The 23,318-nt window shown below is 72.2% G+C and carries 20 protein-coding genes and 3 tRNA genes; 11 read left to right on the plus strand and 12 right to left on the minus strand.

Going from position 1 to position 23,318, the window contains the following annotated elements:
* The first annotated feature begins 236 nt into the window (after nucleotides 1-236).
* Nucleotides 237-500, plus strand: coding sequence for a DUF3073 domain-containing protein (locus ACZ7H1_RS11185; protein ID WP_470785623.1), 264 nt, complete (start codon nucleotides 237-239; stop codon nucleotides 498-500).
* A gap of 157 nt (nucleotides 501-657) precedes the next feature.
* On the opposite strand, the gene purM is transcribed toward ACZ7H1_RS11185, so the two are convergent.
* Together purM and purF are read right to left on the minus strand one after the other, a co-directional pair.
* Nucleotides 658-1,725 carry a phosphoribosylformylglycinamidine cyclo-ligase gene (gene purM, locus ACZ7H1_RS11190; protein ID WP_470785624.1) on the minus strand — a complete coding sequence of 356 codons (1,068 nt, stop codon included), beginning with the start codon at nucleotides 1,723-1,725 and terminating at the stop codon, nucleotides 658-660.
* A 36-nt stretch (nucleotides 1,726-1,761) separates the two neighbouring features.
* Nucleotides 1,762-3,279 carry an amidophosphoribosyltransferase gene (gene purF / locus ACZ7H1_RS11195; RefSeq protein ID WP_470785625.1) on the minus strand — a complete coding sequence of 506 codons (1,518 nt, stop codon included), beginning with the start codon at nucleotides 3,277-3,279 and terminating at the stop codon, nucleotides 1,762-1,764.
* A gap of 147 nt (nucleotides 3,280-3,426) precedes the next feature.
* On the opposite strand from purF, the gene ACZ7H1_RS11200 reads away from it, so the two are divergent.
* Both ACZ7H1_RS11200 and ACZ7H1_RS11205 read left to right on the plus strand, forming a co-directional pair.
* Nucleotides 3,427-3,522 carry a putative leader peptide gene (locus ACZ7H1_RS11200; protein WP_365046659.1) on the plus strand — a complete coding sequence of 32 codons (96 nt, stop codon included), beginning with the start codon at nucleotides 3,427-3,429 and terminating at the stop codon, nucleotides 3,520-3,522.
* 116 nt (nucleotides 3,523-3,638) lie between these two features.
* Complete coding sequence (locus ACZ7H1_RS11205) at nucleotides 3,639-5,048, plus strand: sulfatase family protein (protein WP_470785627.1); 1,410 nt, start codon at nucleotides 3,639-3,641, stop codon at nucleotides 5,046-5,048.
* A gap of 31 nt (nucleotides 5,049-5,079) precedes the next feature.
* On the opposite strand, the gene ACZ7H1_RS11210 is transcribed toward ACZ7H1_RS11205, so the two are convergent.
* The 5 genes from ACZ7H1_RS11210 to purS form a co-directional block, all read right to left on the minus strand.
* The gene (locus ACZ7H1_RS11210) at nucleotides 5,080-5,892 is read right to left on the minus strand and encodes an META domain-containing protein (RefSeq protein WP_470785628.1); all 813 of its coding nucleotides are present in this window, start codon (nucleotides 5,890-5,892) and stop codon (nucleotides 5,080-5,082) included.
* Nucleotides 5,893-5,948: 56 nt separating this feature from the next.
* A complete protein-coding gene (locus tag ACZ7H1_RS11215; RefSeq protein ID WP_470785629.1) occupies nucleotides 5,949-6,743 on the minus strand; it encodes a maleylpyruvate isomerase family mycothiol-dependent enzyme in 795 nt (264 codons plus the stop codon).
* Between the two features lie 179 nt (nucleotides 6,744-6,922).
* Nucleotides 6,923-9,172: a phosphoribosylformylglycinamidine synthase subunit PurL gene (gene purL / locus ACZ7H1_RS11220; RefSeq protein ID WP_470785630.1), complete on the minus strand. Its 2,250-nt coding sequence runs from the start codon at nucleotides 9,170-9,172 to the stop codon at nucleotides 6,923-6,925.
* Nucleotides 9,169-9,849 (minus strand): phosphoribosylformylglycinamidine synthase subunit PurQ, encoded by a 681-nt coding sequence (gene purQ, locus ACZ7H1_RS11225; RefSeq protein WP_470785632.1) that lies wholly within the window; start codon nucleotides 9,847-9,849, stop codon nucleotides 9,169-9,171. The genes purL and purQ overlap by 4 nt, the downstream gene beginning before the upstream one ends.
* A 2-nt stretch (nucleotides 9,850-9,851) precedes the next feature.
* Nucleotides 9,852-10,103, minus strand: coding sequence for a phosphoribosylformylglycinamidine synthase subunit PurS (gene purS, locus ACZ7H1_RS11230; RefSeq protein WP_008740952.1), 252 nt, complete (start codon nucleotides 10,101-10,103; stop codon nucleotides 9,852-9,854).
* Nucleotides 10,104-10,423: 320 nt separating this feature from the next.
* Between purS and ACZ7H1_RS11235 the strand changes: the two genes are divergently transcribed.
* From ACZ7H1_RS11235 to ACZ7H1_RS11270, 8 genes are all read left to right on the plus strand, one after another.
* On the plus strand, nucleotides 10,424-10,741 hold the full coding sequence (locus tag ACZ7H1_RS11235) for a histone-like nucleoid-structuring protein Lsr2 (RefSeq protein WP_470785634.1): 318 nt from the start codon (nucleotides 10,424-10,426) through the stop codon (nucleotides 10,739-10,741).
* Nucleotides 10,742-10,828: 87 nt separating this feature from the next.
* A tRNA-Gly gene (locus ACZ7H1_RS11240) sits at nucleotides 10,829-10,900 on the plus strand.
* Nucleotides 10,901-10,979: 79 nt separating this feature from the next.
* Nucleotides 10,980-11,052, plus strand: a tRNA-Gly gene (locus ACZ7H1_RS11245).
* Between the two features lie 141 nt (nucleotides 11,053-11,193).
* On the plus strand, nucleotides 11,194-12,117 hold the full coding sequence (locus ACZ7H1_RS11250; protein ID WP_470785636.1) for an ABC transporter ATP-binding protein: 924 nt from the start codon (nucleotides 11,194-11,196) through the stop codon (nucleotides 12,115-12,117).
* Complete coding sequence (locus ACZ7H1_RS11255; protein WP_470785637.1) at nucleotides 12,114-12,893, plus strand: ABC transporter permease; 780 nt, start codon at nucleotides 12,114-12,116, stop codon at nucleotides 12,891-12,893. The genes ACZ7H1_RS11250 and ACZ7H1_RS11255 overlap by 4 nt, the downstream gene beginning before the upstream one ends.
* A 64-nt stretch (nucleotides 12,894-12,957) precedes the next feature.
* Nucleotides 12,958-14,214, plus strand: a complete 1,257-nt coding sequence (locus ACZ7H1_RS11260) for a sensor histidine kinase (protein ID WP_470785638.1) — start codon at nucleotides 12,958-12,960, stop codon at nucleotides 14,212-14,214.
* Nucleotides 14,211-14,822, plus strand: coding sequence for a response regulator (locus tag ACZ7H1_RS11265; protein WP_470785640.1), 612 nt, complete (start codon nucleotides 14,211-14,213; stop codon nucleotides 14,820-14,822). Before ACZ7H1_RS11260 ends, ACZ7H1_RS11265 begins: the two co-directional genes overlap by 4 nt.
* Before the next feature lie 22 nt (nucleotides 14,823-14,844).
* A tRNA-Gly gene (locus ACZ7H1_RS11270) sits at nucleotides 14,845-14,917 on the plus strand.
* Between the two features lie 45 nt (nucleotides 14,918-14,962).
* On the opposite strand, the gene ACZ7H1_RS11275 is transcribed toward ACZ7H1_RS11270, so the two are convergent.
* The 5 genes from ACZ7H1_RS11275 to ACZ7H1_RS11295 all read right to left on the minus strand — a co-directional run bounded on the left by ACZ7H1_RS11275 (nucleotide 14,963) and on the right by ACZ7H1_RS11295 (nucleotide 23,305).
* Nucleotides 14,963-15,880, minus strand: coding sequence for a phosphoribosylaminoimidazolesuccinocarboxamide synthase (locus ACZ7H1_RS11275; RefSeq protein WP_470785642.1), 918 nt, complete (start codon nucleotides 15,878-15,880; stop codon nucleotides 14,963-14,965).
* An 83-nt stretch (nucleotides 15,881-15,963) separates the two neighbouring features.
* Nucleotides 15,964-17,496 carry a N,N-dimethylformamidase beta subunit family domain-containing protein gene (locus tag ACZ7H1_RS11280; protein WP_470785644.1) on the minus strand — a complete coding sequence of 511 codons (1,533 nt, stop codon included), beginning with the start codon at nucleotides 17,494-17,496 and terminating at the stop codon, nucleotides 15,964-15,966.
* Nucleotides 17,497-17,727: 231 nt separating this feature from the next.
* Nucleotides 17,728-19,419, minus strand: coding sequence for a M48 family metalloprotease (locus ACZ7H1_RS11285; protein WP_470785942.1), 1,692 nt, complete (start codon nucleotides 19,417-19,419; stop codon nucleotides 17,728-17,730).
* A gap of 330 nt (nucleotides 19,420-19,749) precedes the next feature.
* A complete protein-coding gene (purD, locus tag ACZ7H1_RS11290) occupies nucleotides 19,750-21,003 on the minus strand; it encodes a phosphoribosylamine--glycine ligase (protein ID WP_470785646.1) in 1,254 nt (417 codons plus the stop codon).
* Nucleotides 21,004-21,064: 61 nt separating this feature from the next.
* Nucleotides 21,065-23,305 carry a DNA polymerase III subunit gamma and tau gene (locus tag ACZ7H1_RS11295; protein WP_470785648.1) on the minus strand — a complete coding sequence of 747 codons (2,241 nt, stop codon included), beginning with the start codon at nucleotides 23,303-23,305 and terminating at the stop codon, nucleotides 21,065-21,067.
* Between the last annotated feature and the right edge of the window lie 13 nt (nucleotides 23,306-23,318).

The raw sequence follows: 23,318 nt of genomic DNA on the forward strand, positions 1-23,318 counted from the left end.
GCGCTTCGGCGGGTCGCCCGTCAATAAAGGGCTAAAATCGCAGCTGACCAGCGAGTACAGGGCGTCTCGCAGGCACTGCGTCGAGGCACGTCATGCGGGCGGCGTACCGTATGGCCGCGGAAGCAGGTACCGTTAAAGCCCTACGGACCGGTCTCTCTGCGGAGAGTCCGTTCCGAATCATGAACGCGTGTCAAGACTCTGGGGCCGTCGAGCCCCGTCACCGAGGGGGTCGAGCCATGGGGCGCGGCCGGGCAAAGGCCAAGCAGACGAAGGTCGCCCGCCAGCTGAAGTACAGCAGCGGCGGGACTGACTTGTCGCGTCTGGCCAACGAGCTGGGCGCATCGACTTCGCAGCCGGTTTCGAACCAGCCGCCGAATGGCGAGCCGTTCGAGGACGACGACGAAGAAGAAGACCCGTACGCCCGCTATGCGGAGCTGTACAACGAGGACGATGACGAGGACGAAGAGTCCGGCCCGTCCCAACAGCGTCGCGGCGCATGACCCCGAGCTGACTGCACAGCCGAACAACGCGTGAACCCGGTCCAGGAATCCACCCCGGACCGGGTTCAGTGCTGCTCGGGTTCTGCTCGGACGCTTTGCTGCCGGAAGCCCGTGGGCCCCGCCTGGGGGAGCGGGCCGGAGCCCGCTCCCGCGCAGGTCAGACGGCGTACGAACCGGTGAGGGCAGCGCCCTCGGCGTGCTCGCCGCGGTCCAGGACCTCGCCCGCGACCCAGGCGTCGACGCCGCGGTCGGCCAGCGTGGCCAGGGCGACCTCGACGGACTCCTGCGGGACGACGGCCATCATGCCGACGCCCATGTTCAGCGTCTTCTCCAGCTCCAGCTGCTCGACCCGGCCGGCCTTGCCGACGAGGTCGAACACCGCGCCCGGGGCCCAGGTCGAGCGGTCGACCGTGGCGTGCAGGTGGTCCGGGACGACGCGGGCCAGGTTGGCCGCGAGGCCGCCGCCGGTGATGTGCGAGAACGCGTGCACGTCGGTGGTCCGGGTGAGCGCCAGGCAGTCCAGCGAGTAGATCTTGGTGGGCTCCAGGAGCTCCTCGCCGAGGGTGCGGCCGAACTCCGGGACCTCCCGCTCCAGGGACAGCCCGGCCCGGTCGAAGAGCACGTGCCGGACGAGCGAGTACCCGTTCGAGTGAAGTCCGGAGGACGCCATCGCGATGACCGCGTCACCCGTACGGATGCGATCCGCACCGAGCAGGCGGTCGTACTCCACGACACCGGTGCCGGCGCCCGCGACGTCGAAGTCGTCGGGGCCGAGCAGGCCCGGGTGCTCGGCGGTCTCGCCGCCGACCAGCGCGGTGCCCGCGAGGACACAGCCCTCGGCGATGCCCTTGACGATCTGCGCGACCCGCTCCGGGTGGACCTTGCCCACGCAGATGTAGTCGGTCATGAAGAGCGGCTCGGCGCCGCAGACGACGATGTCGTCCATGACCATCGCGACCAGGTCGTGGCCGATGGTGTCGTAGACGCCCATCTGCCGGGCGATGTCGACCTTGGTGCCGACGCCGTCAGTGGCGGAGGCGAGCAGCGGCCGCTCGTAGCGCTTGAGGGCGGAGGCGTCGAAGAGGCCGGCGAAACCGCCGAGGCCGCCGAGGACCTCGGGGCGCTGCGTCTTCTTCACCCACTCCTTCATCAGCTCGACGGCGCGGTCGCCCGCCTCGATGTCGACGCCCGCGGACGCGTAGGAGGCACCGGTGGTCTCACTCATGGGGTTGAGAACTTTCGTGTCGTACTGCGTGAGGGGTTACGGGCGACGGAGCGCGTCGGCGGCGTCGGTACCGCCCAGCAGCTCGGTCTCCAGCAGCTGCTTGCCGAGGAGCTCCGGGTCGGGCAGCTCCATCGGGTACTCGCCGTCGAAGCAGGCCCGGCAGAGGTTCGGCTTCTGGATCGTGGTCGCCTCGATCATCGCGTCGAGCGAGATGTACGAGAGGGAGTCCGCGCCCAGGGACTTGCCGATCTCCTCGACCGACATGCCGTTGGCGATCAGCTCCGCGCGGGTGGCGAAGTCGATGCCGAAGAAGCACGGCCACTTGACGGGCGGGGAGGAGATCCGGATGTGGACCTCGGCCGCACCGGCCTCGCGGAGCATCCGGACCAGGGCGCGCTGGGTGTTGCCGCGGACGATCGAGTCGTCGACGACCACCAGGCGCTTGCCGCGGATGACTTCCTTGAGCGGGTTGAGCTTCAGACGGATGCCGAGCTGGCGGATCGTCTGCGAGGGCTGGATGAAGGTCCGGCCGACGTAGGCGTTCTTCACCAGGCCGGAGCCGTACGGGATCCCGCTCGCCTCGGCGTAGCCGACGGCCGCGGGCGTACCCGATTCCGGTGTCGCTATGACCAGATCGGCGTCGACCGGGGCTTCCTTGGCCAGCCGCCGGCCCATCTCGACACGCGAGAGGTAGACGTTCCGGCCGGCGATGTCGGTGTCGGGACGCGCGAGGTACACGTACTCGAAAACACAGCCCTTGGGCTTTGCTTCCGCGAAGCGCGAGGTCCGCAGGCCGTTCTCGTCGATCGCGATGAGCTCGCCCGGCTCGACCTCGCGGACGAAGCTGGCGCCGCAGATGTCGAGGGCGGCGGTCTCGCTCGCGACCACCCAGCCGCGCTCCAGGCGGCCGAGCACGAGCGGACGGATGCCCTGCGGGTCACGGGCGGTGTAGAGGGTGTTCTCGTCCATGAAGACGAGCGAGAACGCACCCTTGACCTGCGGGAGGACCTTGGCGGCCGACTCCTCTATGGTCAGCGGCTTGCCGTCGTCATCGGTCTGGCCGGCCAGCAGGGCCGTGACCAGGTCGGTGTCGTTGGTGGCCGCCACCTGGGTGGCACGGCCGTCCTGCCGGGGAAGGTCGGCGACCATCTCGGCGAGTTCGGCGGTGTTGACCAGGTTGCCGTTGTGACCCAGGGCGATCGAGCCGTGGGCAGTGGCACGGAAGGTGGGCTGCGCGTTCTCCCACACCGAGGCACCGGTGGTCGAGTAACGGGCGTGACCGACCGCGATATGTCCCTGGAGGGAGCCGAGGGAGGTTTCGTCGAAGACCTGGGACACGAGGCCCATGTCCTTGAAGACGAGGATCTGGGAACCGTTGCTCACAGCGATGCCCGCGGACTCTTGTCCGCGGTGCTGCAGTGCATACAGTCCGAAGTAGGTGAGCTTGGCGACCTCTTCACCCGGAGCCCAGACACCGAAGACGCCGCAAGCGTCCTGGGGGCCCTTCTCGCCGGGGAGCAGGTCGTGGTTGAGTCGTCCATCACCACGAGGCACGCTTCGAGTGTAGGCGAGATCGACCACTGGTCCGAATTGGGGACGGCCGGGAAATGTCACAGCACAGAGGGTGACCGAATACCCCCGTCTCGGTATGCGGATGGCCTTGTTGACATCTACAACCGAATTCGTACAGGCTCTCGCCCCATGCAGCCTCTCGGTGACCGGATCGTCACCCTCGTCGAGCGCCGCCACGTTGACCTGGTCCGTGTCGCGAGCGCCATCTGTCGCTGTTCTGCGTAGCCACAACTCCTTTCCCTTTTTCTGTTTTTGATCCGCCCCGCCCCTGTCCTGCCGTGCCGTGCGCCGTCCCGCGCGCCGCCCGGGGCCGGGCCGGCCGGCCACGCCTGGGAGCACCTGTGTCTTCGTACAACACCAAGCTGTCCCGACGCGCCTTCGGAGGCGCCGTCGGAGTGACCGCGGCGACCGCCGCAGCGGGGCTCGGGAGCACCGCTGCGGCCCGGGCCGCGACCCCCGGGGAGCGCCCTTTCCGGGCCTCCGCGGGGGGCCCGTCGCGGCGTCCGAACATCCTCTTCATCCTCGGCGACGACCTCGGCTGGGCGGACCTGTCGTCGTACGGATCCACCCATATCGAGACGCCGAACCTGGACCGGCTGGCCCGCCAGGGGGTGCGCTTCACCGACGCCTACTCCGGCTCCGCGACCTGCTCCCCCACCCGGTTCAGCCTGTACACGGGGCGGTTCCCCGGCCGTACGAAGGGCGGGCTCGCGGAGCCCATCGCGGACAGGTCCGCCGGCCTGGAGCCCACCCACCCGACGCTGGCCTCGCTGCTGCGCGACTCCGGCTACGACACCGCCCTGATCGGCAAGTGGCACTGCGGCTTCCTGCCCGACTACAGCCCGACCAGGTCTGGCTGGGACGAGTTCTTCGGCAACTTCGGCGGGGCCCTGGAGTACTACTCCAAGCTGGGCGGGGACGGCTCGTACGACCTCTACGAGGGCGATGCGCAGTACAAGGACCTGCGCTACTACACCCGGATCCTGACCGAGCGGGCGAGCGAGTACGTGCGGCGCGAGCACGACCGGCCCTGGCTCCTCAACCTCAACTTCACCACCCCGCACTGGCCGTGGATCGCGGACGGCGACACCGGGACCAGCGCGGAGATCGTCCGCCGGATCAAGGCCGGCGACCGGCGGGCCCTGTGGCACGACGACGGCGGCTCCCTCGGCAAGTACAAGGAGATGGTCGAGGACCTCGACCGCTCGGTCGGCGAGGTGCTGCGCGCCCTGAAGCGCTCCGGGCAGGAGCGCGACACCCTGGTGTTCTTCGCCAGCGACAACGGCGGCGAGCGCTTCTCCCACAACTGGCCGCTGGCCGGGAACAAGGGTTCGCTCCAGGAGGGCGGCATCCGGGTGCCCACCATCGTGCGCTGGCCCGCCCGGCTCGACGGCGGCCAGGTCAGCCACGTCCCGGTCTTCACCCCGGACTGGACGGCCACCCTGCTGGAGCTGGCCGGCGCCCGCCCGCACCCGGCTTTCCCGCTCGACGGCGCCAGCCTTGCGGGGTACCTGCTGCGCGGCGAACGGGTCCCGCAGCGCGACCTGTTCTGGCGGGTGCGCGGGGAGCGGGCGCTGCGCCGCGGCGACTGGAAGTACTACCGCGGCAAGGCGGGCCGGGACCAGCTGTTCAACCTGGCCGGGGACATCCGCGAGCAGGCCGACAAGGCGTCCGTCGAGCCGGAGCGGCTGGCGGAGCTGCGGGCGGCGTGGGAGAAGACCGCTTCCGGTCTTCTCCCGTACCCGGCCTGACGGCTACTGCTCAAGGGCTACTGCCGGCGGCCTACTGCTTGGCCTTGGCGCCCACGCCCTTGCCGCTCTCCGCGGTGAGGGTGAGGGTGCCGCCGTCGATCTTGTAGGTGAGCTTGCCGGCGGACAGCAGCTCGGTCAGCGCCTTCTCGGTCGCGCCCTCGGGGCCGGTGCAGGCCATCCGGGTCGCGGCGACCGGACCGAAGGTGACCGTGTCACCGGCGATCTTGGCCGTGCTGTTGAACTTGTTGCAGCCCAGGTTGCCCTGGACCTTGCCGTCCTGGCCGATGGTGAAGAAGGACTTGCCCTCGGGGACGTTGGAGACGCTGTCGAGCGGCGAGCTGCCGCCGATCACGGAGTCCACGGTCCACCGGGTTCCGGTGAGCTTGGCGGTCTTCGGGGGCGCGACGGCCTGCGAGGTCAGGCTGATCACGTCGCCCTTGGCGTTGGTCAGGGTCAGCTTGTCGCCCTCGGTCCTGGCCGTCAGCTTGCCCGTGAGGGCGCCGGCGTAGAGGGTCTCGAAGTCCATGTCGTCGCAGGCCATCGTGGTGGTGGCGCCGGGCTTCACGGTCAGGGTGGAGCCGTCGACGGTGGCGTCGGCGGTGAAGCTGTTGCAGCCGTAGTGACCGCTGGCCTCCTTGCCCTCGACGAGCAGGTCGGCTCCGGCGGGGGCAGCGGTCTTCTCACCTCCGACGGTCACGCTTTCGACGTTCCACTTGACGCCGGTCAGGGCCTCCTTGGGGGCCGTGCCGGCATCGGCGCCGGCGTCCGTACCGTTGCTGCTGCCGCAGCCGGTGAGGGCGAGGGCGGCGACGAGGGCCGCGGGGGCAAGGCGGAGGATTCGCATGCCGGTGTGACGTACGGTCCCGCGAACCGGTTCCGTGCCGCCGGGCGGATCCTCCGTCAGCCCATCACCGGGAGCAGGGGCGCCAGGTCTGCCCGCTCGCCGCTGGCGCTGACCTGCGCGTCGGCGAGCGCCTCGGCCCAACCGGTCCGCCCGGTGGCCAGCCGGACCCAGGTCAGCGGGTCGGTCTCGACGACGTTGGGCGGCGTACCGCGGGTGTGCCGGGGCCCTTCCACGCACTGGACGACGGCGAACGGCGGGATCCGCACCTCCACCGAGCCGCCGGGGGCCTTGGCCGCGAGGGCGTCGGCGAGGACCCGGGTGCAGGCGGCCAGCGCCTGCCGGTCGAAGGGGACCGCGAGGCCGGCCGCACGGTTCAGGTCGTCGGTGTGGACCACCAGTTCGACGGTCCGGGTGACCAGGAAGTCCCCGAGCGCCATGGCACCGATCCGCAGCTGGAGCGGCCGGTCGTCGGGCAGGGCGTCGAGCAGCTCGCGGAAACCCGCCTCGGTCGTCGCGTACAGCTCGCCGAGGTCCTCGCCCGCCGCCGTCTCCCGGGCCACCTCGGCGATCCGCCCGGCGAGCGCGGCGGTGGCGAACGGCCAGTCCAGTACGGTCACTTCCGCCCGCGCGGGGGCGGGCCGCCCGGCGGCGTCCACGAGCGAGCGGACGGTCCACGCGATGTGCGCGGCGAGGTCGCGTACGGTCCAGCCGTCCAGGTGCGTGGACCGGGCGAGCTGCTCGGCGGTGAGCCCCGCCACCCCCTCCCTGACCAGGGCGAACTGCGCGAGGACGGCCTCGCGGGTCCGGGCGGGGTCGTAGCGGCGGGCGCGGGTCTTCTTGGCCGGGGGCATGGCAGCGAGCGTAGCCGGGGGTCGGTCGCCGCGGCGGAGTCGTCGAGGCCGTCCAGGGCTTCCGGGCCGCAGTACGGGATCCCACCCGCCCCCGAGTACACCGGTGCCCCGCCCTCCGTTGTGGCGGGCGGGGCACCGGGACCGGCCGCCGGCGCCCGAGGGCGGGGCGGCCGGGACGATCAGGCGAGCAGCGCCGGGATGGTGGCCTCGTGGGCCTCGCGGAGCTCGGCCAGCGGGATGCTGAACTCGCCCTGGACCTCGATCTCCTCGCCGTCCACGACACCGATGCGCGTGACGGGCAGCCCGCGGGCGCCGCACATGTCGGTGAAGCGGAGCTCCTCGCTGCGCGGTACGGACACGATGGCCCGGCCCGCCGACTCGGAGAAGAGGAAGGTGAAGGCGTCCAGGCCCTCGGGGACGACCACGCGCGCGCCGTTGCCGCCGCGCAGGCAGGACTCGGTGAGCGCCTGGATCACGCCGCCGTCGGACAGGTCGTGCGCGGCGTCGATCATGCCGTCGCGCGAGGCCGAGATGAGGATGTCGCCGAGCAGCTTCTCGCGGCCCAGGTCGACCTGGGGCGGCAGGCCGCCGAGGTGGTCGTGGACGACCTGGGACCAGGCCGAGCCGCCGAACTCCTCGCGGGTGTCGCCGAGCAGGTAGAGCAGCTGGCCCTCTTCCGCGAACGCCATGGGCGTACGGCGGTTGACGTCGTCGATCACACCGAGGACCGCCACGACCGGGGTCGGGTGGATCGCCGTGTCGCCGGTCTGGTTGTAGAGGGAGACGTTGCCGCCGGTGACCGGGGTGCCGAGCTCCAGGCAGCCGTCGGCGAGACCCCGGCAGGCCTCGGCGAACTGCCACATGACGGCCGGGTCCTCGGGCGAGCCGAAGTTCAGGCAGTCGGAGATGGCGAGCGGCTTGGCGCCGGTCGCGGCGACGTTGCGGTACGCCTCGGCCAGCGCGAGCTGGGCACCGGTGTACGGGTCGAGCTTGGCGAAGCGGCCGTTGCCGTCGGTCGCCATGGCCACGCCGAGGTTGGACTCCTCGTCGATGCGGACCATGCCCGCGTCCTCGGGCTGCGACAGCACGGTGTTGCCCTGCACGAAGCGGTCGTACTGGTCGGTGACCCAGGACTTGGAGGCCTGGTTCGGGGAGGAGACCAGCGCGAGGACCTGCCTGCGCAGCTCCTCGGGGGACTGCGGGCGGGGCAGCTTGTTCGCGTCGTCGGCCTGGAGGGCGTCCTGCCAGGACGGGCGGGCGTACGGGCGGTGGTAGACCGGGCCCTCGTGGGCGACCGTGCCCGGGGGCACGTCCACGATCTGCTCGCCGTGCCAGAAGATCTCCAGGCGCTCGCCGTCGGTCACCTCACCGATGACGGTGGCGATGACGTCCCACTTCTCGCAGATCTCCATGAACCGCTCGACGTGCTGCGGCTCGACGATCGCGCACATGCGTTCCTGCGACTCGCTCATGAGGATTTCCTCGGGCGAGAGGGTCGCGTCGCGCAGCGGGACGGTGTCCAGCTCGACGCGCATGCCGCCGGAACCGGCGGAGGCCAGCTCGCTCGTGGCACAGGAGAGCCCGGCGCCGCCGAGGTCCTGGATGCCCGCGACGAGCTTCTCCTTGAAGATCTCCAGGGTGCACTCGATGAGGAGCTTCTCCTGGAAGGGGTCGCCGACCTGGACGGCGGGGCGCTTGGTGGGCTTGGTGTCGTCGAAGGTCTCGGACGCGAGGACCGAGACGCCGCCGATGCCGTCGCCGCCGGTGCGGGCGCCGTAGAGGATGACCTTGTTGCCGGGGCCGGAGGCCTTGGCGAGGTGGATGTCCTCGTGCTTCATGACGCCGATGCAGCCGGCGTTGACCAGCGGGTTGCCCTGGTAGCACTCGTCGAAGACGACCTCGCCGCCGATGTTCGGCAGGCCGAGGCAGTTGCCGTAGCCGCCGATGCCCGCGACGACGCCCGGCAGGACGCGCTTGGTGTCGGGGTGGTCGGCCGCGCCGAAGCGCAGCGGGTCGACCACGGCCACCGGGCGGGCGCCCATGGCGAGGATGTCGCGGACGATGCCGCCGATGCCGGTCGCCGCGCCCTGGTAGGGCTCGATGTACGAGGGGTGGTTGTGCGACTCGACCTTGAAGGTGACCGCGTAGCCCTGGCCGACGTCGACGACGCCGGCGTTCTCGCCGATGCCGACGAGCATCGCGGTGTTCTCGGGGGTCTTCTCGCCGAACTGCTTCAGGTGGACCTTGCTGCTCTTGTACGAGCAGTGCTCCGACCACATGACGGAGTACATGGCCAGCTCCGCACCCGTGGGGCGGCGGCCGAGGATCTCGCGGATCCGGTCGTACTCGTCTTCCTTGAGGCCGAGCTCCTTCCACGGCTGGGCCGCGTCCGGGGTCTCGGTGGCGTGCTTGACGGTGTCGAGGCTCATGCGGAGACCAGCTTCTTCAGGACCGACGTGAAGAACGGGAGGCCGTCGGTGGCGCCCGTCCCGATCAGCGGCTCGACCGCGTGCTCGGGGTGCGGCATGAGGCCGACGACGTTGCCCGCGGCGTTGGTGATGCCGGCGATGTCGCGCAGCGAGCCGTTCGGGTTCACGTCGAGGTAGCGGAAGGCCACGCGGCCCTCGGCTTCCAGTTCGTCGAGCGTGTGCTCGTCGGCGACGTAGCGGCCGTCCATGTTCTTGAGCGGGACGGAGATCTCCTGGCCCTGCTCGTAGTCGCCGGTCCAGGCGGTGTCCGCGTTCTCCACGCGGAGCTTCTGGTCCCGGCAGATGAAGTGCAGGTGGTTGTTGCGCAGCATCGCGCCGGGCAGCAGGTGGGCCTCGGTGAGGATCTGGAAGCCGTTGCAGATGCCGAGGACGGGCATGCCCGCCTTCGCCTGCTCGATGATCGTCTCCATCACCGGAGAGAAGCGGGAGATGGCACCCGCGCGCAGGTAGTCGCCGTACGAGAACCCGCCCGCGAGGACGACCGCGTCGACCTGGTGGAGGTCCTTGTCGCGGTGCCACAGCGAGACCGGCTCGGCGCCCGCGAGGCGGACGGCGCGCAGCGAGTCACGGTCGTCGAGCGTTCCGGGGAACGTGACGACTCCGATGCGAGTGGTCACCGTCAGGCCTCGACCTTCACGGTGAAGTCTTCGATGACGGTGTTGGCGAGGAACGTTTCGGCCATCTTGTGGATGCGGTCGAGGGCGGCCTGGTCGACCGGCCCTTCGACCTCGAGCTCGAAGCGCTTCCCCTGACGGACGTCCGCGATCCCCTCGAAGCCAAGGCGCGGCAGTGCACGCTGCACCGCCTGGCCCTGAGGGTCGAGGATCTCCGGCTTGAGCATGACGTCGACTACGACGCGTGCCACTGGCACTCCCGGTGTGGTGGTTGGTGCGAAGGCGGTGACATCAGCGTACCCGCCAGAAATTTCTACGCGGGTAGATATCTCGGGAGTACGCCGGCCCCGCGGTTTCGGCTTCACCAACACTCCGCAAAATCACCAGGAAAACCACGCGCACGGGATTGCGGCGGGACACGCGGGCGGGATTAATTGGGCTTCACAATGCGCCGGTAATCGCGGTACAAAGGAATCCACGGGGAATCCTGCCCAAAGGCGCATTGTTCCGAAACATCCATACAGTCGACATCGCAGCACGTCAGAGCAGCGAGGGTCGCACGAAGGGACCGATATCCGTGGCGCAGCGCGTAGTAGTCACGATCTCCGACGACATCGACGGCGGAGAAGCGGCGGAAACGGTGGTCTTCGGCCTGGACGGTAAGTCGTACGAGATCGACCTCAATCTCGCCAACGCAAAGCAACTGCGGAAGAGCCTCGCGCCTTACGTGGCTGCCGGGCGCCGCCAGGCTCGCTCCGGCAAGGCGTTCAAGCACACCTCGCTCGCACCCGACCCGGCGGTCGTGCGCGCGTGGGCCCGCTCCAACCAGCTCGACGTGCCGCCCCGCGGGCGCATCCCCAAGAAGGTCTACGAGGCGTACAACGAGGCCCACTGACCGCCGATTTGCCAACCACCCCACTGGATCCGCTAGTGTGTGGATCACGCCGAGGGGCGAGGCCGCAGGTCAAAGCCCCGAAGTCGTGCGGGTGTAGTTCAGTAGCAGAACATCCCCCTTCCAGGGGGAAGGCGCAGTGTGCGATTCCTGTCACCCGCTCTGCATCGCTTTGCCAACCACTCCGGTGGATACGGTAGAGTGATGCTCGCACCAAGCAGTGAAAGCTGTTTGGCGGCATGCGGACGTGGCTCAGTTGGTAGAGCATCACCTTGCCAAGGTGAGGGTCGCGAGTTCGAATCTCGTCGTCCGCTCAGATCAGAAGGCCCCGGTCATCAGACCGGGGCCTTCTGCGTTTCCCCGCGATTCGGCGGCCCGGCCCCGATGACAAATGTCATCGCCGCCGATGACAGCGCGCACTGCAACGGGCCCCGGCCCGCCGCGAAGCTGAAGTCATGACTGACACCGACCACAGCGTCATCGAGGTCGAGGAGCTGCGGCGCGGCTACTCGGGGGGCTTCGAGGCCGTCCGCGGCATCACCTTCTCCGTGGCCCGGGGCGAGATCTTCGCCCTCCTGGGCACCAACGGCGCGGGGAAGACCTCCACCGTGGAACTGCTCGAGGGCCTCGCCAAGCCCACGGCCGGTCGGATCCGCATCCTCGGCCACGACCCGTACACCGAGCGCGCCGCGGTCCGGCCGCGGACCGGCGTCATGCTCCAGGAAGGCGGATTCCCCGCCGACCTCACGGTCGCCGAGACCGTCCGGATGTGGCGCGGCTGCACCACCGGCGCCCGCCCCGGCGGCGAGGTGCTGGAGCTGGTCGGGCTGGGCGCCCGGTCGCGCGTACGGATCAAGCAGCTGTCCGGCGGGGAGCGGCGGCGGCTCGACCTGGCGCTCGCGCTGCTCGGCCGGCCCGAGGTGCTCTTCCTCGACGAGCCGACCACCGGCATGGACGCCGAGGGCCGGCGGGACACCTGGGAGCTGGTCCGCGCACTGCGGGCCGAGGGCACCACGGTGCTGCTGACCACTCACTACCTGGAAGAGGCCGAGGAGCTGGCGGACCGGCTGGCCATCCTGAACGCCGGGGAGATCGTCGCCGCGGGCACGCCCGCCGAGGTGACCGCCGCCCGCCCCGCCCGGATCCGCTTCGAGCTGCCGCAGGACGTCCCGGCGTCCCGGCTGCCGCTCTCGCTGAAGGCCGCGGCAGACGGCCCCAGGGTCGAGATCCGCACGGAGCGGCTCCAGGAGAGCCTCACCGAACTGCTGTGCTGGGCCCAGCAGTCCGACGTACGGCTGGAGGGGCTCGACGCCCGCTCCGCCTCCCTCGAAGAGGCGTTCCTGGAGATCGCCTCCCGCACTCCGGAAGGTGTCCGATGACCGCGCTCGTCTCTCCCGGAGCCGCAGGCCGGCTGGCCGCACTGAGCCGGGCCGAGGTGACCCTGCTCACCCGCAACAAGAACAACCTGTTCATCGCGCTGCTGATGCCGCTGCTGATGGTCTTCGTCCTCCAGTCCTCGCTGTCGGGCATCAGCAAGGACGACCTGCCGAACGGCACCGGCGCCGCCACCGTCATCGGCGGCACCGGGCTGATCCTGATCCTCGTCGTCTACATGGGCCTGGTCTCCGCGTACACCGCCCGCCGCGAGGAGCTGGTCCTCAAGCGGCTGCGCACCGGCGAGGCGACCGACCTGGAGATCCTGGCGGGGGCCGCGCTGCCCTCGACGGCCATCGGCCTCGCGCAGTGCCTGGTCCTCGCCGCGGGCGGGGTCGTGGCCCTGGACATCCCGGCGCCCGAGCGCCCCGAACTGCTGGTCCTCGGCATCCTGGCCGCGGTCGCGCTGCTGGTCGCCGCGGCCGCCGTGACCACCGTCATCACCCGCAACGTCGAAAGCGCGGGCATCACCACCCTGCCGTTCTTCCTCCTCTCGGCCCTCGGGTCCGGGATGATGCTGCCGCGCGAGGTCCTGCCGGACGTGGTCGCGTCGGTGTGCGAACTGCTGCCGCTGAGCGGTGCGATGGAGCTCGTACGGGCCGGCTGGCTCGGCGTGCAGCCCGACGGCGACCTGCTGACCGGCATGATCACCACGCTGGCCTGGATCGCGATCACCGTGTTTGCTGTCCAGCGTTGGTTCCGCTGGGAACCGCGACGCTGAGCCGGGCACGGGGACCGCACGGCCACGGGGACGCACGGGGACGAAGGACCAGGGGGACGGGGACATGTCGAAGCTGACCGGGTGGTGGAGCAACCGCGGGCAGGCGGCGAAGATCGAGCTCTACACCCGCTGGTCCTTCCACTTCTTCGTGCTGATCGAGATCTTCACGATCGCGCCCAACCCCTTCGCCAACGGCGTGTCACCGGCCCTGGCGACGACGCTGACCGTGCTCGGCTGCCTCCAGTCCGTGCTCTGCGGGGTCCTCTCCGCCAAGGCCCTGGACTGGGTGGTGGACCGGGGCGAGCGGCCGGTACGGCTGGCGGTGGCGGTCGCCGTCCTGACCGCGGCGGCCGCGGCGGGCGTGCTCGCCCTGCGCGCGACCGGTCACCTCGACCAGTCCGCCGTGGCGCCGACGATCACCGGGGCGCTGGTCTGCTTCGCCTGCGGATCGCTGGTGCTCACCCTGCGCCGGGTCCGCCACATGCTGTACGCGGCTCCGGCCGCGGCGCTCGGCACGGCGCTGGTGGTGGTGGCGCTCGGCCTGCCCGTGGCGGAGGCGGTCGGGTACGCCGTCGGGATCCTGGTCGGCGCCGGACTGCTGAGCTTCACCTGCGGGTTCTCGGCCTGGCTGCTGACGACGGTGTGGGAGCTGGACCGGTCGCGGGAACTGCAGGCGCAGCTCGCGGTCGCCGAGGAGCGGCTGCGGTTCGGCCGCGACCTGCACGACGTGATGGGCCGCAATCTCGCGGTGATCGCGCTCAAGAGCGAGCTGGCCGTACAGCTGGCGCGACGGGAACGGCCCGAGGCGGTGGAGCAGATGATCGAGGTGCAGCGCATCGCGCAGGAGTCCCAGCGGGAGGTGCGCGACGTGGTCCGGGGCTACCGGGAGGCGGATCTCGCGGTGGAGCTGGAAGGCGCCCGCGGGGTGCTCGCGGCGGCCGGGATCGACTGCCGGGTGTCGTTCACCGCCGTGCCCGGCCTGCCGGCCGAGGTGCAGTCGGCGCTGGGCTGGGTGGTGCGCGAGGCCACCACGAACGTCCTGCGGCACGGGGACGCGCGCAGCTGCACGATCGGGCTGTCGGGGGGCGCGGGGGTGCCCCTGACACTCGTCGTGGAGAACGACGGCGCGCCGTCCGAGCCGTCCGGCCGGCCCGGTTCGGGCCTGGTGGGACTACGGGAACGGCTCGCGGTGCTGGACGGCACGCTGGAGGCGGGGCCGGTCGCGGGGGGCCGGTTCCGCCTGCGCGCGGAGGTTCCCGGGCAGGTCCCGCGGGTGGGGAGCACCGGGTACGGGCTCGCCGGGCAGGAGGCGCAGGCATGAGCGTCGTACGCGTGCTGCTGGCCGACGACGAGCATCTGATCCGCGGGGCGCTGGCGGCGCTGCTCGCGCTGGAGGACGACCTGCTGGTGGTCGCGGAGGCCGCGTCGGGGCCCGAGGCGCTCGCGATGGCGCGGGCACACCGGCCGGACGTGGCGGTGCTGGACCTGGAGATGCCGGGCGCGGACGGTGTGAGTGTGGCCACATCGCTGCGGGCCGAACTCCCCGGCTGCAGGACCATGATCGTGACCAGTCACGGGCGGCCCGGGCACCTGAAGCGGGCACTGGCGGCGGGGGTGCGGGCGTTCGCCCCGAAGACCGTCTCGGCGCAGCGGCTGGCCGAGATCATCCGTACCGTGCACGCCGGAGGGCGTTACGTGGACCCGGAGTTGGCGGCCGACGCGATCAGTGCGGGGGACTCGCCGCTGACCCCGCGGGAGGCCCAGGTGCTGGAACTGGCCGCCGGCGGAGCACCCGTCGCGGAGATCGCGGAGCGGGCCGCGCTGTCGCCCGGAACGGTCCGGAACTACCTCTCCTCGGCCGCCTCGAAGCTGGGCGCCGAGAACCGGCACACGGCAGTGCGTCTCGCCCGGGAGCGAGGTTGGGTATAGTGGGCTTCGCGCTACGGCGCATGCGGACGTGGCTCAGTTGGTAGAGCATCACCTTGCCAAGGTGAGGGTCGCGAGTTCGAATCTCGTCGTCCGCTCAGATCAGAAGGCCCCGGTCATCAGACCGGGGCCTTCTGCGCGTCTCAGTGGCTCCAGGCCGTGCCGGTGAGCAGCTCGTACGCGTCGATGTACTTGGCGCGGGTCTGCTCGACGATCTCGGCGGGCAGCGGCGGCGGGGGCAGTTCGCTCTTCCTGTCCCAGCCGGAGGCGGGCGAGGTGAGCCAGTCACGGACGAACTGCTTGTCGTACGAGGGCTGCGCGCGGCCCGGCTGCCACTGGTCGGCGGGCCAGAAGCGCGAGGAGTCGGGGGTCAGCACCTCGTCGGCGAGGACGAGGGTGGTCCCGCCGTCGGCGTCGGCGGCGAAGCCGAACTCGAACTTCGTGTCCGCGAGGATGATGCCCCGCTCGCGCGCGACGTCCCGGGCGCGGCCGTAGACGGCGAGCGTGGTCTGGCGCAGCAGGGCGGCGGTCTCGGCGCCGGTGGTGCGGGCGACTTCCTCGTAGGTGACGTTCTCGTCGTGCTCGCCGACCTCGGCCTTGGCGGCCGGGGTGAAGATCGGCGCGGGCAGCTCGGAGCCGTCCACCAGGCCCTCGGGGAGGGCTAGTCCGCAGACCGTACGGGTCTGCTCGTACTCGGCGAGGCCGGAGCCGGTCAGGTAGCCGCGGGCCACGCACTCGACGGGGATCATGTCGAGGTTCTTGCAGACCAGGGTGCGGCCGGCCCAGTCGGCGGGGGCGCCGGCGGGCAGATCGGTGCTGATCACGTGGTTCGGGACCAGGTCGGCGAGCTGGTCGAACCACCAGAGGGAGAGCTGGGTGAGGACCCGGCCCTTGTCGGGGATCTCGGTGGGGAGCACCCAGTCGTAGGCCGACATGCGGTCGCTGGCGACCATCACGAGATCGCCGTCCTCGTTCCGGTAGAGCTCGCGCACCTTGCCGGTGTGGAGATGGACGAGGCCCGGAACCTGAACCGGCTCGGGCTTTTCTACGAATCCGGACACGGTGTCTCCCTGTGGTTCTGTCTGAGCACACCGATTCTCCCGCACCCGCGACCCCGGTGGGGCGCGGGGGTCGGGCGCGCGGGTCAGTCGCGCTTGCAGATCCGGTCGAGCAGATTGGCCGTGGCCCGCTGGATCCGCTCGTCGACGTGGCCGGGGCGGTCGAGGGCCGGGGACCAGGCGAAGGTGCCGGAGGCGAAGACGAGCGCGCCGCTGGGCGCCCGGTACAGCGAGGTCTCCTGGTGGCGGCGGACGCTGTCGCCGTCGCGGTACGGGGAGTGGGCGAGCAGGATGCGGCTGTGGTGCTCGGGGAGCTGGGTGCGGGGGAAGTAGCGGTCGGCCTCGCCCGCGACCAGGCCGTCGAGTTCGTCGCCCTCGCCCGCGCCGGTGGACTCCCACAGCCAGTGGCGGGCGTTGCGGACGACCAGCGGGGCGGGCTCGGGGACGCGGCCGGCGTACTGGATGCCCAGGAGCTGCTGCTCGGGGCGGTCGATCTCGCGCCAGAGGGCGGGGCGGCCGGGGCCGCGGCGTTTTCGGCAGGTGAGCAGCCGGTCGGGTACTCCGGAGGGCGAGGCGGACAGCTCGACCTGCCAGTACATGGTGTTGGCGGAGAGGAAGACGAGCGAGGTGCCGCCGTCGCGGGCGGCCTCGACGGCCCGGCGCATGGGAGCGGACCAGTATTCGTCGTGGCCGGGGAAGACCATGCCGCGGTAGCGGGCGGGCTCGATCCGGCCGGCGTGCAGGTCGCGGGCGTCGGCGTAGGCGAGGTCGTAGCCGTAGCGCTCGGCCCAGCGGATGAAGTCGTAGGCGTGGCCGACGTGCAGGGGCAGTCCGGCGCCGGCGTAGGGGCGGTCGAAGGAGACCGTGACGGCCGCGTCCCGCTCGCCGAGGAGCCGGCCGTCCTCGTCCCACGCGTGGTAGAGGCTGGCGCCGGTCCGGCCGTCCTCCGGGTAGAGGTTGTACGCCTGCCAGGTGATGTCGGGGAGGAGCAGCAGGAGGTCGGCCGGGCGGTCGTCGCGGACGGTGAAGGGGATGTGCGAGCGGAAGCCGTCGACGGTGGTCAGGACGGCGACGTACGCGCCGGAGCTCCAGTAGGACGGCACCTGGAGCCTCCAGGAGAGCCACCAGTGGTGGCAGGAGACCGTGCGGTCGGCGGTGAGCGGGGCGGGCTGGACGATGCCGGACAACCGCGGGCTGGAGTGGACCTTGGAGGCGCCGTCGCCGCCGTAGTGGCCGATGCGGTAGATGTCCACGGAGAACTGCTGGGGCGGGTCGACCGTGATGTGGAAGTCGACGGCCTCGCCGGGGGTGACCGCGCCGGTGGACGAGAAGCCCTTGATCTGGCGGTGGACGTCGTCGGCGGTACGGGGGCCGCCGGGGCGGCTCCGGGGGGCCGGGACCGCCCCGGCGGTGGCGGTCCGGCGGCCCTCGCCGCCCTCGCTCTGCTCGCCGTCCGCGACGGCGGCCACGGGATCGACGTACCAGGGGACGACCTGGCCGGTGTCGCCGAAGTACAGCTCGCTGCCGCGGAACCACGGGAGCGGGCCCTGGCCGAAGGGGTCCGTCACGGCGTGCGCGAGGGCACCTGATTCCCAACGCCGGATCTGGTCGGCACCCATTCCGCTCCCCTCCCTCGCTCCCCGGACGCGTGCTGCCGCCGTGGTGCGCGGTTGTCCGCGATCGGTCCCAGCACATCACATAACGCACGCACTCCGTCACCGTTCGTCGCGAATTGACGTGACCGGAACTTTGACATCCGTTTACCTGTGCGAGGGTCCATCCCTCCGGGTGGGGCGTCGCGGGGACTTCGGCGGGTGGCAGCAGGGCGTCGGGGGACGGGCGGAAGCCCGTCAGACCAGCCGGACCGGCTTCTCGGGACGTACGCCGGTCTCCGCGAGCCACGCCCGCAGCGGTTCCGGATCGCCGTCCTCGACCAGGGAGAGCACCCGCGGGGAGAGGTCCGCGCGGCGCTCGCCGCCGACCAGCAGGACCGGGCCGTCGAGCCAGTCCAGGCCCGGGGCCGCGCCCACCGAGTCCACCGCCGCGCAGCACACCATCGCGGTGACGTGGTCCGCGAGCAGGTCGCGGCCGCTGCGGGGCGGCTGGAGCGGGAAGAGCGGCACGGCGTCCGCGCCGCGCGCCTGCCCCGCGCCGGGTGCGGCGGCCTCGGCCCGCGCCACGTCGCCGCTGAGCCGTCCGGCCAGCACGTCGCCGCCCGCGGCATCGGGTCCCGTGAGGTACGCGATCACCCGCTCCAGGGTCGGGCCGCCGGGGCTCCCGGGGCCCCCGGCCGCCTGCGGGCCGGTACCGGCCCTGGCGGCAGGGCCGGGCGCGACGGCCGTCACGGCCGCCCCGGCGATCCCGGGGGCGGGCCGGGCCGCGTGGTGTCCGTCCGGCCCGGAGAGCGTGTCGAGGGCCTGGTGGAGGCGGGCCGCCTCCGTGCGCCACTTCCGGTCCACGACCTCCTCCGGGTACTCCTGCCAGTCCACCGGAGACCAGTCCGGGCCCGGCCGCGCCGGCCCGCCGTGGAACAGCCGGGCCGCCAGCAGCGACGCGGCCTCGTCCACCGCGCCCGGCTCCTCGAGCAGGTCGCAGGCCGGACGCTCGCCCAGCCGGGAGGTGAAGCCGTCGGCCAGCCGGTCGCGGCGGGAGAGCTCGGTGAGAGCCGAGACCACCCCGGCATCCAGCCGGGAGGGCCAGCGGCCCATCCGCCACGCGGGCAGCGCCACGCGGGTCAGCAGCCGGTCCCAGCCGGCGTACGCGAGCCCGACCTGCTCCTGCGCCACGATCCGCAGGCCGTAGTCCACGGCCTGTGCGCGCTCGGAGGCGGCCGCGGCCACCCCGCGCTCCATCTCGGCGGCGTCCGGGTGGCAGTGGCGCAGCAGCAGCTGCGCGAGCCGCCGCACCCAGCCGAGGCCGGGCCGCTCGCCCACCGCGGCGGCCGCGTCGAGTCCGCGGACGAAGCGGCGGGCGGCGGCTATGTCGGGATGCGCGGAGGGTCCGGTGCCGGCGACCACGGGGGCCAGCACGGCCCGCAGCTCGGCCACCCGCATCCACCACAGGAACGGCGAGCCGATGACGAGGACCGGTGCCGCGTCCCGGTCGGGCTCGGCCCCGGCGGATATGCCGCTCCGGCGCGCCCGGTGCGTGCGGTGCGTGCGGTCCTCCAGCCAGCTGTCGCAGTCCGGCGTCAGTGCTATCGCCGAGGGCGCCGGCACGTCCATCCGGTCCGCGAGGTCGCGCACGAGGCGGTAGAGGTCGGGTGCGGCCTCCTCCGAGAGCGGGACCGTGGGGGTCACCGCAGGGCTCGCGTGCCCCACCACCGCCGCGAACACCGCGGCGGGCAGCAGGACCACGGCCGCGAGCACGCAGACGGCGACGGTCACGGCACCCCAGGCATCGCCTGCGAGCCGGTCCGTCATCCGCGCGGCGACCAGCACGACCCCCAGGGCCGCGGGCAGCAGCGCCAGGGCCAGCGCCCGGCTGCGCAGGCGCAGCACGGCGAGAGCCCTGGAGCGCGCGCTCAACGCGCCCACTTCCATCCCCAGACCGGTTCCGGACACGGCCGGACGTCACCCCCTCGGTGCCCTGCGGCGGCTTTGCTCACTCCCCCACTGTGGCACCCGTCACCGACATCGCAATGCCGGTGGGCCAAGTGCCGGAATCCTTGCGCGGCACCCTAGTTGGGAGTTCAGCGGCCGTCAGCCGGTCGGCTCAGCGTCACCCGATGGAATGGCTTTGGGTAAAGGTGGATGCGCCCGCGGGCGGCTGGATGCAGTCGTACGAACGGGCCCGGGCGCAGGCTTCGCGCTCCGGGCCCGTGGGGCCGTACCGTCCGGTGTTCCCCGCAGTTCAGCGGGTTTCCGGGGGGATCAGCGTCCTTCGGCGGCCTTTTCGGCAATGTCCGTGCGGTACTGGGAGCCGTCCAGGCGGATCCGCGCGACGGCCTTATACGCGCGCTCGCGGGCCTGCGCCAGATCGGATCCGGTCGCGGTGACGGACAGCACCCGGCCGCCCGCGCTGACGACGGCGTCGCCCTCGTGCCGGGTCCCGGCGTGGAGCACGTACGCCTCCGGGCCGTCCTGGGCCGCGACCTCGTCGAGGCCCTGGATGGGGTCGCCGGTGCGCGGCGTGTCCGGGTAGTTGTGCGAGGCGACGACGACGGTGACGGCCGCGTCCTCGCGCCAGGTCAGCGGCGGCTGGGCGGCGAGGGTGCCGTTGGCCGAGCTGAGGAGGACGCCCGCGAGCGGGGTCTTGAGGCGGGCGAGCACCACCTGGGTCTCGGGGTCGCCGAAGCGGGCGTTGAACTCGATGACCCGGACGCCGCGGCTGGTGATCGCGAGGCCCGCGTACAGCAGTCCGGAGAAGGCGGTGCCCCGGCGGCGCAGTTCGTCGACGGTCGGCTGGAGGACGGTGTCCATGACCTCGTCGACCAGCTTGGGGTCGGCCCAGGGCAGCGGCGAGTACGCGCCCATGCCGCCGGTGTTGGGGCCCTCGTCGCCGTCGAGCGCACGCTTGAAGTCCTGCGCGGGCTGGAGCGGCAGCACGGTGGTGCCGTCGGTGATCGCGAACAGCGAGACCTCGGGGCCGTCGAGGTACTCCTCGATGACCACGCGGTCGCAGGCGAGGGCGTGGGCACGGGCCTCGGCGAGGTCCGAGGTGACGACGACGCCCTTGCCGGCCGCGAGGCCGTCGTCCTTCACGACGTAGGGAGCACCGAAGGCGTCGAGCGCCTGGTCGATCTCCTCGGGGGTCGTGCAGACGTAGGAGCGGGCCGTCGGCACGCCGGCCGCCGCCATCACGTCCTTGGCGAAGGCCTTGGAGCCCTCCAGCCGAGCGGCCTCGCCGCTCGGGCCGAAGCAGGGGATGCCGGCGGCGCGGACCGCGTCGGCGACCCCGGCGACCAGCGGGGCCTCCGGGCCGACGACGACCAGGCCGGCGCCGAGCTCGGTGGCCAGGCGGGTGACCGCCGCGCCGTCGAGGGCGTCGACCGGGTGCAGTGCTGCCACCTCGGCGATGCCTGCGTTGCCGGGCGCGCAGTGCAGCCCGGTGACGTCGGGGTCGAGGGACAGAGAGCGGCACAGGGCGTGTTCGCGGGCGCCGCCGCCGATGACGAGGACCTTCACGGGAAGCAGCCTAGCCCGCGCGGAGGGATGCGCTTTGTGCGGGCACCCCAATCCCCGCCCGCTACTCGTTCGTATATTCCTCCACGACCGTGGCCCCGAGCTCGCGCACGATCAGGTCGTGACCGGTCAGCGCGCTGTCGACGAGGTCCGGGTCGTCGTCCTCCGGTACGTCGTCCTCGGGGGCGACCGGGGGCGGCTCCGGGGCGGCGTGGGACGGCGGGGCCTGGGCGGGCATCGGCTGAGCCGCGGGCGCCGCGGGGGCGTGCTGCGCCGGGGCCGGAGCCGGCGGCGGGGTGTACGCGGGCGCCGCCGGGGAGGCGTACGGGGCCGGGGCGCCGCCGCCACCGCCGCCGACCACGGCGTCGATCTTCCAGTTCACCTGGAACTGCTCGGCGAGGACCTGCTTCAGCACGTCTTCGCTGCCACTGCTCGCGAAGTTGTCGCGGGCGCCGGCGTTGGGGAAGCCGAGCTGGAGCGTCGTGCCGTCGAAGCCGGTGACCTGGGCGTTCTGACTCAGCAGGATCCAGGTGAACCGGCGGCGGTTCTTCACGGCCTCCAGGACCCCGGGCCACATGGCCTGCACCTGGCCTGCGCCCTGTGACATGCCCGGTCCGCCGGGGGCAGGGGCGGCTGCGGGCGCGGGCGCCTGCGCGGCGGCCGGGGCGGGTGCGGACGCGGGAGGCGTCGCCGGCGTGCCGGTACCGGGCCAGGCACCGCGGGCCGGAGCACCGGTACCGGGCTGCGCGGCACCGGGCCAGGCACCGGGTGCGGGCTGGGCGGGCTGGGCCGGGGCGGCTGCGGGAGCCGGGGCGGGTGCGGGCGCGGGCGCGCCGGAACCGGGCTGCGCGGCGCCGGGCCAGGCGCCGGGAGCGGGCTGGGGCGGCTGGGCGGGCTGGACCGGGGCCGCAGCGGCCGGGGCCGGGACAGGGGTTGCGGCAACCGGTGCCGGGGCCGGGACAGGGGTTGCGGCAACCGGTGCCGGGGTCGGGGCGGCAGCGGGCTCCGCTGCGGGACCGCGTACCGCGGCGCGGGCGGCCGCCGCTCCGGTCCCGGGCGCCACCGGTGCCATGCCGTGGGCCTCGGGCCCGGGGACGTACCCCATGGCGGGGGCCGCGCCGCCCGCCACGAAGGCGCCGCCCGCGGCGGCTCCGCGCTCCAGCCGGTCGAGCCGGGCCTGCACGGACCGCTCGTCGTCGAAGGCCGCGGGCAGCAGCACCCGGGCGCAGATCAGCTCCAACTGCAGCCGCGGCGAGGTCGCCCCGCGCATCTCCGTCAGACCGGTGTTCACCAGGTCCGCGGCCCGGGACAGCTCGGCCGCCCCGAACACGGAGGCCTGGGCCTGCATGCGCTCCACGACGTCCACCGGGGCGTCGATGAGCCCCTTCTCGCCGGCGTCCGGCACGGCGGCCAGGATCACCAGGTCGCGCAGCCGCTCCAGGAGGTCGGCCACGAACCGGCGTGGGTCGTTGCCCCCCTCGATCACCCGGTCCACGACCTCGAAGGCCGCGGCGCCGTCCCCGGCCGCGAAGGCGTCGACCACGGAGTCGAGCAGCGAGCCGTCGGTGTAGCCGAGGAGCGACGTCGCCATGGCGTACGTCACACCGTCCGCGCCCGCACCGGCCAGCAGCTGGTCCATCACGGACATCGAGTCGCGCACGGACCCCGCACCGGCCCGCACGACCAGCGGCAGCACACCGTCCTCGACGGCCATGCCCTCCTGCCCGCAGACCTCGGCGAGGTACTCGCGCAGGGTGCCGGGGGGCACCAGCCGGAAGGGGTAGTGGTGCGTACGGGACCGGATGGTCCCGATGACCTTCTCGGGCTCGGTGGTCGCGAAGATGAACTTGAGGTGCTCCGGGGGCTCCTCGACCACCTTCAGCAGGGCGTTGAAGCCCGCCGAGGTGACCATGTGGGCCTCGTCGATGATGTAGATCTTGTACCGGCTGGCGGCGGGCCCGAAGAAGGCCTTTTCGCGCAGGTCACGGGCGTCGTCCACACCACCGTGGGAGGCGGCGTCGATCTCGATGACGTCGATGGACCCGGGGCCGTTGCGCGCCAGGTCGCGGCAGGACTGGCACTCGCCGCAGGGCGTCGGAGTGGGACCTTGCTCACAGTTGAGGCACCGGGCGAGGATGCGCGCGCTGGTCGTCTTTCCACAGCCGCGCGGCCCGCTGAACAGGTACGCGTGATTGACCCGGTTGTTGCGCAGGGCCTGCATCAGCGGGGCAGTGACATGCTCCTGACCGATGACCTCGGCGAACGACTCGGGGCGATAGCGGCGGTACAGCGCAAGGGACGACACGCTTACGAGGTTA

It is taken from the genome of Streptomyces sp. NPDC037401, assembly GCF_055602345.1.

Excerpts from the sequence above, each read along its gene's own strand:
- purM (WP_470785624.1), bottom strand. The coding sequence starts at position 1,725 with ATGAGTGAGACCACCGGTGCCTCCTACGCGTCCGCGGGCGTCGACATC.
- ACZ7H1_RS11185 (WP_470785623.1), top strand. The coding sequence starts at position 237 with ATGGGGCGCGGCCGGGCAAAGGCCAAGCAGACGAAGGTCGCCCGCCAG.
- ACZ7H1_RS11280 (WP_470785644.1), bottom strand. The coding sequence starts at position 17,496 with ATGGGTGCCGACCAGATCCGGCGTTGGGAATCAGGTGCCCTCGCGCAC.
- ACZ7H1_RS11260 (WP_470785638.1), top strand. The coding sequence starts at position 12,958 with ATGTCGAAGCTGACCGGGTGGTGGAGCAACCGCGGGCAGGCGGCGAAG.
- ACZ7H1_RS11265 (WP_470785640.1), top strand. The coding sequence starts at position 14,211 with ATGAGCGTCGTACGCGTGCTGCTGGCCGACGACGAGCATCTGATCCGC.
- ACZ7H1_RS11285 (WP_470785942.1), bottom strand. The coding sequence starts at position 19,419 with ATGGAAGTGGGCGCGTTGAGCGCGCGCTCCAGGGCTCTCGCCGTGCTG.
- ACZ7H1_RS11250 (WP_470785636.1), top strand. The coding sequence starts at position 11,194 with ATGACTGACACCGACCACAGCGTCATCGAGGTCGAGGAGCTGCGGCGC.
- ACZ7H1_RS11210 (WP_470785628.1), bottom strand. The coding sequence starts at position 5,892 with ATGCGAATCCTCCGCCTTGCCCCCGCGGCCCTCGTCGCCGCCCTCGCC.
- ACZ7H1_RS11215 (WP_470785629.1), bottom strand. The coding sequence starts at position 6,743 with ATGCCCCCGGCCAAGAAGACCCGCGCCCGCCGCTACGACCCCGCCCGG.
- ACZ7H1_RS11200 (WP_365046659.1), top strand. The coding sequence starts at position 3,427 with ATGCAGCCTCTCGGTGACCGGATCGTCACCCTCGTCGAGCGCCGCCAC.
- ACZ7H1_RS11255 (WP_470785637.1), top strand. The coding sequence starts at position 12,114 with ATGACCGCGCTCGTCTCTCCCGGAGCCGCAGGCCGGCTGGCCGCACTG.
- purL (WP_470785630.1), bottom strand. The coding sequence starts at position 9,172 with ATGAGCCTCGACACCGTCAAGCACGCCACCGAGACCCCGGACGCGGCC.